This is a genomic window from Aeromonas sp. R9-2 (assembly GCF_040908025.1).
GTDB lineage: Bacteria > Pseudomonadota > Gammaproteobacteria > Enterobacterales > Aeromonadaceae > Aeromonas > Aeromonas veronii.
On record NZ_JBFOCX010000016.1, the window covers coordinates 132,755 to 148,319 of the forward strand.

A 15,565-nucleotide genomic window follows, 5' to 3' on the forward strand; every position below is an offset into this window, starting at 1 on the left:
TATTACCTGTGTGTAAAAGTGATTTGAGATTTGCCCTCATTATCACCAAATCAGCGGGAAACTACACTGAACGTCCGAACTCATCTCTGTTCACCCTGCTCAACAAGAAGGATGTCATTCATGGCACAGGTTCAAAGCATCAAGTGTAAAGCCGCCATCGCCTGGGGCCCGGGTCAGCCCCTCTCCATCGAAGAGGTCGAGGTCATGCCGCCGCAAGCGGGCGAGGTGCGGGTGCGCATCGTCGCGACCGGCGTCTGCCACACCGATGCCTTCACCCTCTCCGGTGAGGATCCGGAAGGGGTCTTCCCCTGCATTCTCGGCCACGAGGGGGGCGGCATCGTCGAATCCATCGGCGAAGGGGTCACCAGCGTCAAAGTGGGGGATCATGTGATCCCGCTCTACACCCCCGAATGCGGCGAGTGCAAATTCTGCAAATCCGGCAAGACCAACCTGTGCCAGAAGATCCGCGCCACCCAGGGCAAGGGGCTGATGCCGGACGGTACCACCCGCTTCTCGAAAGATGGCCAGCCCATCTATCACTACATGGGCACCTCCACCTTCAGCGAATACACAGTGCTGCCGGAGATCTCCATCGCCAAGGTGGACCCGGCCGCCCCGCTGGAAGAGGTCTGTCTGCTCGGTTGTGGCGTCACCACCGGCATCGGCGCCGTGATGAACACCGCCAAGGTGAAAGAGGGTGAGAGCGTCGCCATCTTCGGTCTGGGGGGCATCGGCCTCTCGGCGGTGATCGGGGCTCGTCTGGCCAAGGCCGGTCGCATCATCGCCATCGACATCAACGAGAGCAAGTTCGAACTGGCCCGCAAGCTGGGTGCCACCGACTGCATCAACCCGAACGACTACGACAAACCGATTCAGGAGGTGATCGTCGAGCTAACCGACGGCGGCGTCGACTTCTCCTTCGAGTGCATCGGCAACGTCAAAGTAATGCGTGCGGCGCTGGAGTGCTGCCACAAGGGCTGGGGCGAGTCGGTCATTATCGGCGTCGCCGGAGCGGGTCAGGAGATCAGCACCCGTCCGTTCCAACTGGTGACCGGTCGGGTCTGGCGCGGTAGCGCCTTCGGCGGGGTACGCGGTCGCAGCGAGCTACCGAGCTATGTGCAGCGCTACATGCAGGGCGAGTTTCGTCTCGATGACTTCATCACTCACACCATGGGGCTTGAGCAGATCAACGAGGCGTTCGATCTGATGCACCAAGGCAAGAGCATCCGCACCGTCATCCACTACTGAGCATGATCACCCCGCCCGCCATCGTGGGCGGGGTGCAGGAGTCATTCGATGAATCTGGAGATTATCAGCAGCAACAAGAGCTTCGGCGGCTGGCACAAGCGCTATCGCCACCACGCCAGCGTGCTCGGCTGCGAGATGAATTTTGCCATCTATCTGCCGCCCCAGGCCCTCACCGGCCAGAAGGTGCCCGTACTCTACTGGCTCAGCGGCCTCACCTGCACCGATGAGAACTTCATGCAGAAGGCGGGTGCCCAGCGCATCGCCGCCGACCTCGGCATCGCCCTGGTGGCACCGGACACCAGCCCCCGCGGTGACGGCGTAGCGGACGACCCCGGTTATGACCTCGGCATGGGGGCTGGCTTTTACGTCAATGCCAGCCAGAGCCCCTGGCAGGCGCACTACCAGATGTATGACTACGTCACCCGCGAACTGCCTGACTTGATAGAGACCCACTTCCCGGTCTCGACCCGCCGCGCCATCAGCGGCCACTCCATGGGCGGCCACGGGGCGCTGATCGCCGCTCTGCGCGAGCCCGGTCGCTACCGCTCGGTCTCGGCGTTCAGCCCGATCTGCCACCCGAGCCGCAGCCCCTGGGGCCAGAAGGCGCTCGGCGCCTACCTCGGCAGCAATCCCTTGTTGTGGCAGGAGTGGGATGCCTGCCAGTTGCTACGCCACCAGCCAGTCACACCGCTACCAACCTTGGTGGATGTGGGGCTGGATGATCCCTTCCTCGCCGAGCAGCTGCATATCGATGCGCTGGCAGAGGTGGCCGCCAGCAAGGGGTGGCCGCTGGAGCTCAACCGCCACGAGGGCTATGACCACAGCTACTACTTCGTGGCGAGCTTTATCGAGGCGCACCTGCGCTTTCACGCCCGCCACCTCTGATCAAAACAGGCCCGTTGCGGGCCTGTTTCAGTTGTGGTGATCGGTTGATATCAGCTACCGGCGCGGGTCACTCCGCCGGAGCCCACGATCTGCTGCTCCACCTTGGGGTCACCCCAGTAGGTGATGTTGCCAGTGCCTGCGATGCCGATCTTGAGCGTTTTCTGGGCCCGCACCTCCACATCACCGCTGCCGGCGATATTGACCTCGACCTCGTTGCCACGCATTTCGCTGCCCAGCACATCGCCAGCACCGGCAATGTTCAGCTCGATGCTAGTGGCAGAGCCGCTCCCCAGATCCAGGCTACCTGCACCAGCGATATTGCCTTTCAATCGCTGTACCTCCAGCTGGCTGGCGACGATACCACCGGTTCCCGCCACTGACAGCTCCAGCGCCTCACCCTTGAAGCCACTCAGATCGCCGTTGCCGGTACCTGCCAGCGCCATTTCACTGAGCTCTGGCAGGGTGATGGTGATCTCCAGCGGTTCGGTAGGCCGCAGTCGGTAACCATCCTTCACCTCGATCTCCAGCTTGCTGCCGCGCTCGGTCAGCTCCAGATACGGCAAGAGATTTGCCTGCCCCTTGATCAGGATCCCGCGCTGCTCCCCCGCCACCAGATGGAGGGTAGCTGGAGTTCCCGCCAGCACCCGGGTCACCCGCTCGCCCAGTGCCTGCTGGCGCTCGACCGGGACACCTTCCCCCTTGATCTCGGTGTCGGCAAAGACGTTGCAACCTCCCATCACCAACGCCACCAAGACGCCAATCATCCACCGCATAACTGTTCTCCTTTTTATTTATTGATAAGCCACCTGACAGGCCCTGTTCGAAACCACAAAAATAGAGGCCGTATGAAACCACAGATAGCAATGGCCATGCCAGAGTCTAACCATATGATTTTAAATAAAAATAAAATCAACAGTAAGAAGTGGTACGCATTAAAAAGTGCCATTTAGACCACCATTTGGCGAATCTGACCATCCCCTAACAGGCAGGTGGAGAGCTGGCTGGTGAGCCGTTCGCGAGGTCACTATGCTGACAGGCCGTGGAAGTTTTTAATTGCCCTGCCGGTCTGTTGAGCCAATAGTGGTACTTCGTGCGTACCAAGCTCTCCATTGCGGTAATGTCATTACCACTGTCTTGTCAGTCTTCACTGCCAACAAGGAGCCAGAGCGTGACCCAAGCAAGCCCTCTCTATGCCACAGCCACCGGTCTGCCGGAGCCGACTCGCACCCCGTTGCTGACCGGCAGCGATCCCGAGCAGAAACGGCGCGAGCTGCTCGCCTACTTCTGCCAGACCTTCGATCTCTACGACTCGCTGTTCGACTGTCTGGCCGATGAGCGGGCCTGGTTCAACAAGGCGATCCCGCTGCGCCATCCGCTCATCTTCTACTACGGCCACACCGCCGCCTTCTTCATCAACAAACTGCTGGCGGCGCGCCTGATCGACCAGCGGCTGGATGCCCGCATCGAGGCCATGGTCGCCATCGGGGTGGACGAGATGAGCTGGGACGATCTGGACGAGACCCACTACGACTGGCCCAAGGTCAGCGAGCTGCGCAGCTATCGGGCCAAAGTCCGTTCGCTGGTGTGCGATTTCATTCGCCAGATGCCGCTCACCCTGCCCATCGACTGGCAAAGCCCGGCCTGGGTGATCCTGATGGGGATAGAGCACGAGCGCATCCACCTCGAGACCTCCAGCGTGTTGATCCGCCAGTTGCCGCTCGCCTGGGTGCGACCGCAGCCTTATTGGCCCGCCTGTACCGAAGCCCGCCACCGCATTGACCAGGTGCCCGCCAACAGCCTGCTGCCGGTGTCTGGCGGCACGGTGCGCCTTGGCAAGCAGGACACCACCTACGGCTGGGACAACGAATATGGCGATCGCCATATCGAGCTGGCCCCGTTTCAGGCCAGCCGCATGCTGGTGAGCAATGCCGAGTACCTCGCCTTCGTACAGGCGGGCGGCTACGACCAACAACAGTGGTGGGATGAGGAGGGGTGGAGCTGGTGCCAGTACGCCAAGGCACAGATGCCCACCTTCTGGGTGGGTGATTCCACCGAGCCCGAACAATTGCAGCTGCGGCTGATGACCGAGCAGGTCGCCATGCCCTGGGACTGGCCGGTCGAGGTCAACCAGCTGGAGGCGGCCGCCTTCTGCCGCTGGAAGGCGGCCCGGACCGGACTCCCCATCCAGCTGCCGAGCGAGGCGGAGTGGATGCTGCTGCGCGAGCAGCTACCCGGCGATCAGCCGGACTGGACACAGGCCCCCGGCAATATCAATCTGGCCCGTTTTGCCTCCTCCTGCCCGGTGGATGCCTACCCGCAGGGGGAGTTCTTCGATCTGGTGGGCAATGTCTGGCAGTGGACCAGCACCGCCATCGACGGCTTCGACGGCTTTAAAATCCACCCGCTTTACGACGACTTCTCCACCCCCACCTTTGATGGCAAGCACACCCTGATCAAGGGGGGCAGCTGGATCAGCACGGGTAACGAAGCGCTCAAATCATCCCGTTACGCCTTTCGGCGTCACTTCTTCCAGCATGCGGGTTTCCGCTATCTGGTCTCCCGTTATCAGGAACCCGTTATCGTGAATCCCTATGAAACCGACACGCTGGTCGCTCAATATCTCGACTTCCAGTACGGCCCGAGCCACTTCGGGGTCGCCAACTACGCCAAGACGCTTGCTGATCTTGCTGGCGAGCTCTGCAGCAACCACCAGCGGGCGCTGGATATCGGCTGCGCCACCGGCCGCGCCAGCTTCGAACTGGCCCGCCACTTCCAGCATGTGGACGGGGTGGACTACTCGGCCCGCTTCATCGATGTGGCGCTAGCCCTCGCCAGTCAGGACAGCTTCCGCTACGCCATTCCGCTGGAGGGTGAACTGGTGGAGTATTGCGAGGCGCGCCTGTCGAGCCACGGGCTGGGGGCGAGTCAGGCGGAGCGCATCCACTTCAGTCAGGGGGATGCCTGCAACCTCAAGCCCAAATATGACCACTACGATCTGGTGCTCGCCTCCAACCTGATCGACCGGCTGCGGGAGCCCGCTCGCTTCCTGCGGGATATCGCCCCCCGGCTGCGCAGCGGTGGCCTGCTGGTGCTCACCAGCCCCTATACCTGGCTGGCGGAATATACTCCGCCCGCCAACTGGCTCGGCGGCATTCGTGAAAACGGCGAGGCGCTTACCACCTATCAGGCGCTGCAACGGCTGCTGGCGGCGGAGTTCGAGGAGCACTGCCCGCCGCGGGATGTGCCTTTCGTCATCCGCGAGACCGCCCGCAAATACCAGCACACGGTGGCGCAGCTCACCGTCTGGCGCAAACGCTAGCACGCCGGTCGACATGCAGATGAGAAGAGGGAGGCCAAAGGGCCTCCCTCTTGTTATGGCAGTCAAAACGGCGCGAGTATCAATGCCCCTGCTCGTGATAGCGGCGGGCCAGCACGGCGCAGACCATCAGCTGGATCTGGTGGAAGATCATCAACGGCAGCACCATGACGCCGACGCTGGCGGCCGGGAACATGACGTTGGCCATCGGCACCCCGTTGGCGAGGCTCTTCTTGGAGCCGCAGAAGACGATGGTGATCTCGTCCGCCTTGTCGAAGCCGAGGCGACGGCTGATCCAGACGTTCCAGCAGAGCACCAGCGCCAGCAAGACGCAGCTCAGCAGCACGATACTGGCCAGATCGTACCAGCCTACTTGGTGCCAAATCCCCTGTACCACCGCCTCGCTGAAGGCGACGTAGACCACCAGCAGGATGGAACTCTGATCCAGCTTGCCAATGAGCGGGCGATGGCTGTCGACCCAGCGACCGATGAGCGGACGGGACAAATGCCCCACCACAAACGGCAGCATCAGCTGCATCATGATGGACTGAATGGAGTGCCAGGTGTCGATCCCCTCCCCCTGTACATGGATCATCATCCCCACCAGTACCGGCGAGAGGAAGATGCCGAGGATGCTGGAGGCCGAGGCGCTGCACACCGCCGCCGACACATTGCCCCCCGCCATGGAGGTGAAGGCGATGGCCGACTGCACTGTGGCAGGCAGGGCGCAGAGATAGAGGAAGCCAAGGTAGATGGCCGGGCTCAGCCAACTCGGCACCAGCGGGGTGAGCAGCAGCCCGAGCAGCGGAAACAGCACGAAGGTGCTGAGCATCACCACCAGATGGAGCCGCCAGTGGCCGAGGCCTGCCAGCAGGTTCTGGCGCGACAGCTTGGCGCCATGCATGAAGAACAAGAGCGCCACCGCCAGCTTGGTCAGCAGACCGAACCAGACGGCTACCTGCCCCTCGCAGGGAAAGAGGGAGGCCAAGGTGACCACCGCAATCAGCACAACAGTAAAGGGATCCAGACGCACGAAAGGTCTCCATCAGAAGGGCATCCTGCAGCCATGGCGACAGTCAGGATTGGGGAGGACAAGAAACAGAGCGGGAGATGTCTGGCACCTCCCGCTAAAACGAACCTCCAGCTTACCCCGATAACGGAGAGGCGCAAAGTTGAGCGGCGAATAATTGTTCATCAATGCTTAACGCCGTCGCCATATCGAGCAGCAAAAGTTGACGATAAGCCGGCCCTGACAGCTCCCAAACGGCGAAAAATGGATAAAAAAACGGGCGACCAAGGCCGCCCGTTCCGCTTCTTCGCTCAGCCGATCAGCGCTGGCTGGCCAGCTTGCCGTTGCCGCTTTTCTTCTCATTGCCGGCGAGCTTGCGGGCCTGCCGCTTCTCGAAGCGGGAGATCCACCAGTAGGCCAGCGCCGAGAATACCGCGGTCATAAAGACGTTGATGAAGAAGGCGCGCACCAGATCCACCCCGGCCGGGAAGGCGGAGGCGCTCATGCTCACCACGAAGATGGCGATCAGCACCGATACCACGCCCATCCCGAACTTGCGCGACCCCATGCGGAAGTCGCGGGGGGTGTCGTCATGTTTCCAGCGGAACACGAAGTAGGCCACCATGATGAAGATCGGCGGCAACATGGCGGTACCGGCGGTGAGGTTGATGGCAGTGTTCATCATCTGCTGCACCGACTCGGAGCCGAAGCCGTTGACCACCAGCATCGCGAACACGAAGACAAACTGCCACCAGGCGGCGCGCACCGGCACGCCGTGCTCGTTGAGCTGGGTGGTCTTCTCGCCGTAAACCCCCTGCGGGATCTCGGAGAAGTGGATCTTCACCGGTGCCGAGGTCCACATCATCATGGAGCCGAACATGGCGATGAACAGCACCACGCCGACGAAGCGGCCCACCAGCGCCTCGGAAAGCCCGAAATACTGCGCCATGCCGGTGAAGATCTCCACCATGCCGCCGGCATAGGTGAGGCTCTCGCGCGGTACGAACACGTTCACCAGCAGGGAACCGACCGCATACATGGCACCGATGACGATACCGGCACTGATGATCACCTTGATGAAGGACTTCTGGCCGCCCTTCACGTCATTGAGGTAGGCCGCTGCGGTCTCGGCACCGCCCGCCGCCTGGAAGATCCAGCACATGATGCCGAGGGTCGCCCAGTTGACGGTGGGAGTCATCGCCTCCAGGGTGATGGGCTGGGCCGGCACATGATCGCCACTCAAAGCCATCAGGGCGCCCAGCACATAGATGGCGAACAGGGCAAACACACCGTAGGCCACGATCTCGGCAATTTTGCCGAGCCAGCTCGCCCCCTTGGTGGAGATATGGGTCGCCGCCGCAAACAGCACGATGGAGATGATCGAGGTGACCATGGGCGAGAAGCTGTACTCGTACCCCAGCATGGCGTATGAGGCGTAGGCGATGACGTTGGGCAGCAGGGAGACGAACCAGAACAGGTTCACGAACCAGTAGAGAAACGAGCCCAGATAGGCCATCCGGGTGCCGAGCGGTTTTTTAAGCCAGTCGTACATCCCCGACTCGGAGTTTTTATTGGCCGAGACGAACTCGGCGATGATGAAAACAAACGGGATGAAGTAGACGATGGTCGCCAGCAGGAAGATAGGGGCGGAGCTGAGCCCCAGCTCGATGTTGTTGTTGACGATGTTGCGCACGTTGAACACGGCGGCAAAGGTCATCGACAACAGGGCAAACTTGCCTATGGTGCCGCGTACGGATTCAGACATGGTGTCCTCCAGTGGACTCGCGCTCCCTGCGGGTAACGCTGTGACTCTGTGGTGTGTTCGGCAAGGGTCTGTCGGCCCCGCGCTTTACTCTGTTGTTATGATCGGGCCGCGTGGACGGCCTCGTTGGTGAACCGGTGCAGTCTCCCGCACCAGCTCGCAATACCGTTCAGACGATCGGGGTGCCCGGCGCCATCGGCATCCGCGGCTGCAACAGCACACTCTGGCTCTCGTCCGGGGTCTCGGCGCAGAGCAACATGCACTCGGAGCGCTCGCCGCGCATCCTGGTGGGCTTGAGGTTGGTCAGCACCACCACCTCGCTGCCCATCAGCTCCTCTTCGCTGTAGTAAGGCACCAGACTGGTGACGGTCTGCAGCGGCCGCTCGCCCCCCACGTCGATCTGGACGATGTAGAGTTTGTCGGCACCGGGGTGACGCACCACCTCCAGCACCTTGCCCACCTTCATCTCGACCCGTTTGAATTCGGCAAACTCGATCGTCTCGCTCATGCTCTTTTCCTTTTCTGGTTCAACGGTTGCGGGTGGCCAACGGCCACCCGGTTTGATTGGAATTCAATGCAGTGGCTATGGCGTCTGCATGGCAACCTGCGCTGTCGGCTGGGCCTCTTTCGCGCGCGCTTCGGCACTGAGGGAGGCCTCGTATCTGTTGTATTTCCACCAAGCGAAGCCGAGGAAGATCACAATCCCGCCGACGTTGTAGAAGATGATGGTCATGATGTCGGCGCCGGTCGGAAAGGTGGAGGCGAGGAAGCCCACCGAGAAGATGGCGATCAGCACCGAGACCACAGCGATGCCGGTGGTACGTGAGCCCATCTTGAAATCCCGTGGCAGGTGGTCGAGCTTCAGGCGCAGATTGAGATAGGCCAGCATGATGAACAGCGGCGGCAGCATGGAGGCGGCGGCGGTCATGTTGATGACGGTGTTCATCAGATCCTGCGCTGTGTTGGAGCCCAGGGTCGGGATCACCATCAGCGGCAGCACGATGAGGTACTGGATCCAGGCTGCGCGGGCGGGCACGCCGTTCTCGTTGAGCTCGACGGTTTTCTTGCCGAAGATGCCGGCCGGGATCTCGGAGAAGAAGATCTTCACCGGGGTCGCCGTCCACATCAGCAGGGAGCCGAACATGGCGGTGAAGGAGACCAGCCCCACGAAGCGGTTCATCAGGATCTCCGGCAAACCGAAGTAGGCTGCCAGCCCTTCAAACACCTGCACCGAGCCGCCGGTGTACTTCAGGGTACCGCTCGGTACGAACACGTTGATCAACAGCGAGGCGATGGAGTAGAGCCCCCCGATAAAGATCCCGGCGATGATGATCACCTTCACGAATGACTTGGAGCCCCCTTTCACGTCATTGACGTAGACCGCCACCGACTCGGCGCCACCGGCTGCCATAAAGATCCAGGTGGTGATGCCGAGGAAGGCCCAGCTGAAGTCGGGAACCATGGCCTCTACCGTGATGGGGTCAGCCGGCTGCACGCCGCCCACCAGTGCTGCACCCGCCAGCAGGATGTAGGAGAGGGTCAGCAGCAGCATCAGGGACGAGGTCACCGAGGTGATGGGACCGAGCATCTTGGCACCGTTGGTAGAGACGTAGGTGGCAAAGGCAAACAGCACCATGCTCAATGCCGTGGTCGCCACCGGAGTGAGAATGTACTCGTAGCCGAGAAAGGCATAGGAGGCGTAGGCGATAACCCGCGGCAGCAGCGAGGTGAAGAAGAACAGGTTCACGAACCAGTAGGTGTAGGCGGAGATAAAGGCCCAGCGACCGCCGAGGGAACTCTTCACCCAGGCATACACCCCCGCTTCGGAGTTTTTGTTCAGTGACACAAATTCCGCAATGATGAGGCAGAACGGAATGAAGTAGAAAATGGTGGCCAGAAAGAACATCGGGGCCGAGGCCAGACCGATCTCGATGTTGTTGTTGATGACGTTGTTGAAGCTGAATACCGCCGCGAAGGTGAGCGACAGCAGACCAAACTTGCCTATCGTATTGCGTTTGGAATCAGACATGGTGCATCTCCAGACCTTTAGTTATCTCAGCGAAAGGGCGGGGCATGATTTGTAGGGTAAGCCCCGCCCTTCCGGCTTTTATCAATGCAGAACCGGCGGCTTGTTATTTGTTCTTGAAGTAGCCGCCTTCAACGGTGACCTTGATGATCACCTTGCGCACCGGGCTGTCGCCGACGAATCGGTAGGCCTCGTCGTTCTCGAAGATCACCACCTGACCGTTGCCGACTTTCTGGCGCTCACGCACCTCGCCGGCCAGCCACTCGCGATCCGTGGTGTCGTCATAGGCCTGCTCGACCCGCAGCTCGCTCTTGGCAGCCCACTCCACCGTCTCTGCCCCTCCCAAGTAGTAGTGAACGTCGAAGTAGCGGCGCTGCCCCTCGAACAGGGAGGTGGCCGGGCTGGTCCCCTCCTGCAAGCGGTAGGTGAGGGAGTCACCGATGGAGTGGCAGATGCCGGGCTTGAGGTTTGGCAGGTTGTTGATGGCCTCCACGCAGCGGCCCCACTTCTTGCCCTCCCGGTAGATGTTTTTGAACAGGGTCAGGTTGTCCAGGGTGATCATGCGAGGTTCCTCCCGCCGTTGATGGTGAGATCGAGCCCGGCCAGCGCAGCCGGATTGAGGTTGCCGCGAGCGATGGGCAGCAGGGTCAGGCCGAAGCTGAATGGCTCGAAGCGCACCCGCCAGGAGTCCAGCACTTCGGAGCCCCAGGAGTTGGAGCCGAGCCCCAGCACCTTGTGATCCAGATTGAGGGTGAGATAGCCACAGGGTTCCAGCTCGTTGATGTGCTGCGCCGCGTGGATATGCTCCCAGCTGTAGGGCCAGACGCTCAGGTTGATGGGGGCATCGGGCCGCACGTAGAGACCGGCGCCGTGACGGTTGGTCAGGGTCGCCCAGCGCACCTGCTGGCGGTTGCCGTTGTCCTGCGGGAAGGGGTAGTGCTCCCACATCTCGCTGACTGTGCTCTGGAAGCTGTCGATCCAGTTGCTCTGGCGGCTGTCCTGATAGTTTTCACCCGGCCCCATGCCGTAGTAGTGCACCCGGTCGAGATCCTGACGAATGCCCAGCTCGAAGCCGATCTTGGGGATGATGTCGTCATAACCGCCGTAGGGCTGGCCGGAGAGTGCCACGTGTAGCTGGCCATTCGGGCTCAGGGTGTAGACGTAACGGCAGCGCATGCCGAAGTCGAACACCGGCGGTGCGATCAGGCTCTCTACCGTTACCTCAACCGCCTCGCCCAGCTGGCGCCAGCTTAAGGTGCGGAAGTGCTCCTGCATGATCTGCAGGTGGTTCGGGTGCCACAGGCTCTCGTACTCCTGCTTGTGGTTGTCGATCATCGGCTTGAAGAAGGTGAGGCGCGGCGAGCGCTCAATCAGCTCGATACCATCCTGCTGCCAGCTCACCAGCTTGCCGTCGAGGCGCGAGAAGCGCAGGGCGAAGCCGCTGCCGCTCAAGGTCAGATCAAGCCGTTCGTCGGCAATCTGCAACGGGGTGGCGTTGGGATTGGCAAAGGGCTGCAGCTGGCGAGTCGACTCTTTCAGCTGGAACTGGTACTGGCCCAGCTGGTGCTCCGCCGCGCTGTAACGGGTGGCGGTGGCCTTGATGACCCGCAGCTGGACGAAGGTTTCCCGCCCATCGAGGGATGGCAGTTCGAGCTGCAGCTCTGTGGTGGCACCGGGAGCCACCCCTTCCAGCCGGATTTGCTGGCTGGCCAGCAGTTCGCCCTCGGCCTTCACCTCGACCAGCAGGCGGATATCGTCGAGAGTGGAGAACCAGTAGCGGTTTTCCACCGCCAGCTTGCCGCTCGCCAGATCCAGCGCGCGCACCTTGACCGGGCAGATCACCTGCTTGTATTCGCGCAGGCCAGGCCCAGGGGTTTGATCCGGATAGATGAGGCCATCCATGCAGAAGTTGTAGTTGTTGGGGTAGTCGCCATAGTCGCCGCCGTATTTGTAGACCGGGCGGCCCTGCTCATCCTGATCCAGAATGCCGTGATCGCACCACTCCCAGATGTAGTGACCCTGAATGTGGGGATGGCGGTCGAACACCTGCTGGTATTCGCTCAGGCCACCCGGGCCGTTGCCCATGGCGTGGGCGTATTCGCAGAGGATGCGCGGCTTCTCCATTGGGAACTCGCCGAAGCAGTTCATCTGGGATACGCGCGAATACATGGTACTGACCACATCCACCACCTCGGCATCGCGATCCTCTTCGTAGTGCACCAGCCGGGTCGGGTCGATCGCCTTGCAACGCTGGTACATGGCCCTGATGTTGCAGCCGTAGCCGGATTCGTTGCCGAGCGACCAGATGATGATGGAGGGGTGGTTCTTCTGGGCGTGCACGTGGCGCTCGATGCGATCCACGAACACCGGCTCCCAGAAAGAGTCGTCGGTGATGCGGCTGAGATCGCCGACGTTGGCAAAACCGTGGGTCTCCACGTCGGTCTCCGCCATCACGAACAGACCGTACTGGTCGCACAGCTCGTAGAAGCGAGGATCGTTCGGGTAGTGGGCGGTACGTACCGAGTTGAGGTTGTGCTGCTTCATCAGCACGATATCGCGCTCCACCCGGTCCATGCCGACCGCGCGGCTCTTGAGGTGGTCGTTGTCGTGGCGGTTCACCCCGTGCAGCTTGAGGTAGTGGCCGTTGACGTAGAAGAGGCCATCCTTGACCTTGATGTCACGCACCCCGACCCGCTGCGGGATCACTTCCAGCAGGTCGCCCTGACCGTTGTAGAGGGAGAGTTGCAGCTGATAGAGGTAAGGGTCTTCGGCGCTCCACAGATGGGGGGTGGCCAGATCCAGCGTGAAGCGGCAGTCACACTTGCCATCGATGGCGAGATGGTCGAGTGAGCCGCTGGCGATCTCGCGGCCCTGATCCAGCAGCGACCAGACCAGACGGTGATCACGGGCGGGTGCCCCCAGATTCTCCAGCTGGATATCGCAGCTCAGGGTAGCGCTTTGATTGTCATCCGCCAGCGCAGTGCGGATGAAGAAGTCCTGCACATGAGCGGCCGGTTTGCCCACCAGATAGACGTCGCGGAAGATCCCCGCCATCCACCACATATCCTGATCTTCGATATAGGTGGAGTCAGCCCACTGCATCACCCGTACCGACAGCAGGTTCTCGCCAACCTTGGCGTAGGCACTGATATCGAACTCGGCGGTGAGACGGCTCCCCTTGCTGAAACCGACGTAGTGGCCGTTCACATAGACCTCGAAGTAGGTCTCCACCCCGTCAAACTTGATGATTACCTGCTCGCCGTCCCAGGCCGGGTTCAGCGTGAAGCTGCGCTGATAGGCACCGGTGGGGTTGTTGGTCGGCACGAAGGGGACGTCGATGGGGAAGGGAAAACCTTCGTCGGTGTACTGCAGCTGGCCATGTCCTTCCATCTGCCACATGTTGGGCACGGTGATCTGGCCCCACTCGCTCATGGGGCTGTGATAGAAGGCCTCCGGCACCTGCAGGGGGTGGTCGAAGTAGTGGAACTGCCACTGGCCGCCAAAGCTCAGAAAACGGCGGCTCAGCTCGCGCTGCATCGTGGCCGCCAGCGCGTGGTCGGCATAAGAGAAGAAGTAGGCGCGAGGGGCCAGCCTGTTTTCACCAACGAATTGGACGTTTTCCCAGTTATTCACATGTCCTCCCGGAACAAGGCAACGTTAACTGGGTAAACTCTAGATAAACATTTACTAAATATCAGCTTTGGGTTGGTAAAGTTTTAACCTGATCACAATGAACAGATGGTTTTGTGAGCGAGATCAGAAGCGGGAGATAAAGGAGGGCAAGATATGGATGAGTGGCATGGATGTTGATAAGAGTTGGCTGATTAGCAATAAAATCAACTATAAAACAATATGATATGAAGTTACTGGATGATATGGGAAAGAGGTTTGCTTGGGAGAGGTGTCGCACCACCGCAAGATGGCGCGACTAAAAAGCAGAATATTTTACTAAAATCAGCGAGTGGTGCCACGCAGGGTCAACTTGCTCGGCACCAGCACCCGAAGTGGAATATCACGCTCGTCACGCAGCCGTTCGACCAACAGATTGACTCCCTGGGAGCCCATCAACTCGGAGTGGATCCGCACTGTAGAGAGCGGCGGGAAGGTGAACTTGGCGGTTGGAATATCGTTGACGCTGATAAGCTCAATTTGCTGGGGAATCGCCAGTCCCTTCTCATGAATGGCACGCAGCACGCCAATGGCGATGGAGTCGGAGGCAACGAACAGCGCCTTGGGCCAATCCCCTGCCAGCATCTCTTTTGCCAACTGGTAGCCGGAAGCGCTGGAGAAGTCCCCGCGATAGAGGTCGCTCTCCTGCACCACCCCCAGCCGCTGGCCATAATCGCGGAAGGCCAGTTCGCGCAGATCCGGATGCTCATCCTGGCCACCGATATAACCGATACGCTGGTGCCCCTGCGCGATGAAGTAATCGACGACCTGCTGGCTGATCAGGGCGAGATCCACATCAACCGAGTCGAACTCTCCCTGTGAACGGCAGTCGACAAACACCAGCTGGCTGGAACAAGCCCTGAGCTGGGCCAGACGCTCGGATGTGAGTGTGCCGACCACCAGAATGCCATCCACGGCGCTCAGCTCGCGCCCTTCACCACAGTTGTAGAGATGGGTCAGCTCGATATTGAGGCGAGCACTCTGGGTCTCGATGCCATAACGGATAGCGAGATAGTAGGGATCGTTGACCTCGGTACTCTGGGGATAGGCATAGACCACCAGAAAGTGCAGCTTGCTCTTGTGTACCCCCTTGCGGGCGCTGCTGGTCTTGTACTCCAGCCGTTCGGCAATCTCGAAGATCCGCTGCTTGGTCTCTTCCTTGACGCTCAGGCTGGGATCCTCGTTCAGTACCCGGGATACCGTGGCGAGCGAAACCCCCGCCTCCTGTGCAATTTCCTTCAACGTAGCCATCAATACCTCGCTGGCAGCATCACGTGTTAATCGGTAACGGCTAAAGAGTAACGGGCAATCCCTTGATAGCCCAGCACTTTTACTAAAATGCCGGCGGCAGGGCAGTTTTTGAATTGCAGAAATGCAAAAAGGCCTCCCGAATGGGAGGCCTCTTCTAAATAGGTGCCTGACAGTGTCCTACTCTCGCATGGCGAATGCCACACTACCATCGGCGCTACCGCGTTTCACTTCTGAGTTCGGCATGGGATCAGGTGGTTCCACGGCGCTATTGCCGTCAGGCAAAAGCTTTTAAAACTAACTTGAAAATGGTGCTGATACCCAGAATCGAACTGGGGACCTCATCCTTACCAAGGATGCGCTCTACCGACTGAGCCATATCAGCACACTAACCGGTAAAGA

11 protein-coding genes, 1 tRNA gene and 1 rRNA gene are annotated in these 15,565 nt (G+C 60.5%); 3 read left to right on the forward strand and 10 right to left on the reverse strand.

From position 1 onward, the window contains the following. Positions 1-120: 120 nt before the first annotated feature. Together AB5Y71_RS05425 and fghA are read left to right on the forward strand one after the other, a co-directional pair. Positions 121-1,248 carry an S-(hydroxymethyl)glutathione dehydrogenase/class III alcohol dehydrogenase gene (locus tag AB5Y71_RS05425; protein ID WP_224969124.1) on the forward strand — a complete coding sequence of 376 codons (1,128 nt, stop codon included), beginning with the start codon at positions 121-123 and terminating at the stop codon, positions 1,246-1,248. A gap of 48 nt (positions 1,249-1,296) precedes the next feature. Beyond that, positions 1,297-2,133: an S-formylglutathione hydrolase gene (gene fghA / locus AB5Y71_RS05430; protein WP_368171154.1), complete on the forward strand. Its 837-nt coding sequence runs from the start codon at positions 1,297-1,299 to the stop codon at positions 2,131-2,133. 50 nt (positions 2,134-2,183) lie between these two features. Here fghA and AB5Y71_RS05435 read toward each other — a convergent pair whose 3' ends face one another. Beyond that, positions 2,184-2,906, reverse strand: coding sequence for a head GIN domain-containing protein (locus tag AB5Y71_RS05435; RefSeq protein ID WP_368171155.1), 723 nt, complete (start codon positions 2,904-2,906; stop codon positions 2,184-2,186). Between the two features lie 395 nt (positions 2,907-3,301). Between AB5Y71_RS05435 and ovoA the strand changes: the two genes are divergently transcribed. Further along, positions 3,302-5,452, forward strand: coding sequence for a 5-histidylcysteine sulfoxide synthase (gene ovoA / locus AB5Y71_RS05440; protein WP_368171156.1), 2,151 nt, complete (start codon positions 3,302-3,304; stop codon positions 5,450-5,452). A 79-nt stretch (positions 5,453-5,531) separates the two neighbouring features. On the opposite strand, the gene AB5Y71_RS05445 is transcribed toward ovoA, so the two are convergent. From AB5Y71_RS05445 to AB5Y71_RS05485, 9 genes are all read right to left on the reverse strand, one after another. Then, positions 5,532-6,482 carry a bile acid:sodium symporter family protein gene (locus AB5Y71_RS05445; protein WP_058056266.1) on the reverse strand — a complete coding sequence of 317 codons (951 nt, stop codon included), beginning with the start codon at positions 6,480-6,482 and terminating at the stop codon, positions 5,532-5,534. A 295-nt stretch (positions 6,483-6,777) separates the two neighbouring features. Beyond that, positions 6,778-8,223, reverse strand: a complete 1,446-nt coding sequence (locus tag AB5Y71_RS05450; RefSeq protein ID WP_019446205.1) for an amino acid permease — start codon at positions 8,221-8,223, stop codon at positions 6,778-6,780. Between the two features lie 166 nt (positions 8,224-8,389). After that, positions 8,390-8,728 (reverse strand): tRNA-binding protein, encoded by a 339-nt coding sequence (locus AB5Y71_RS05455; protein ID WP_279465493.1) that lies wholly within the window; start codon positions 8,726-8,728, stop codon positions 8,390-8,392. A gap of 75 nt (positions 8,729-8,803) precedes the next feature. Further along, positions 8,804-10,249, reverse strand: coding sequence for an amino acid permease (locus AB5Y71_RS05460; RefSeq protein ID WP_368171157.1), 1,446 nt, complete (start codon positions 10,247-10,249; stop codon positions 8,804-8,806). Positions 10,250-10,352: 103 nt separating this feature from the next. Beyond that, positions 10,353-10,808: a beta-galactosidase subunit beta gene (locus AB5Y71_RS05465; protein ID WP_368171158.1), complete on the reverse strand. Its 456-nt coding sequence runs from the start codon at positions 10,806-10,808 to the stop codon at positions 10,353-10,355. After that, on the reverse strand, positions 10,805-13,879 hold the full coding sequence (ebgA, locus tag AB5Y71_RS05470) for a beta-galactosidase subunit alpha (protein WP_368171159.1): 3,075 nt from the start codon (positions 13,877-13,879) through the stop codon (positions 10,805-10,807). Before ebgA ends, AB5Y71_RS05465 begins: the two co-directional genes overlap by 4 nt. Positions 13,880-14,200: 321 nt before the next feature. Beyond that, on the reverse strand, positions 14,201-15,166 hold the full coding sequence (gene ebgR, locus AB5Y71_RS05475; protein ID WP_368171160.1) for a transcriptional regulator EbgR: 966 nt from the start codon (positions 15,164-15,166) through the stop codon (positions 14,201-14,203). Between the two features lie 164 nt (positions 15,167-15,330). Further along, a 5S ribosomal RNA gene (gene rrf / locus AB5Y71_RS05480) occupies positions 15,331-15,445 on the reverse strand. Between the two features lie 27 nt (positions 15,446-15,472). Beyond that, positions 15,473-15,548: transfer RNA gene (locus AB5Y71_RS05485), tRNA-Thr, on the reverse strand. Between the last annotated feature and the right edge of the window lie 17 nt (positions 15,549-15,565).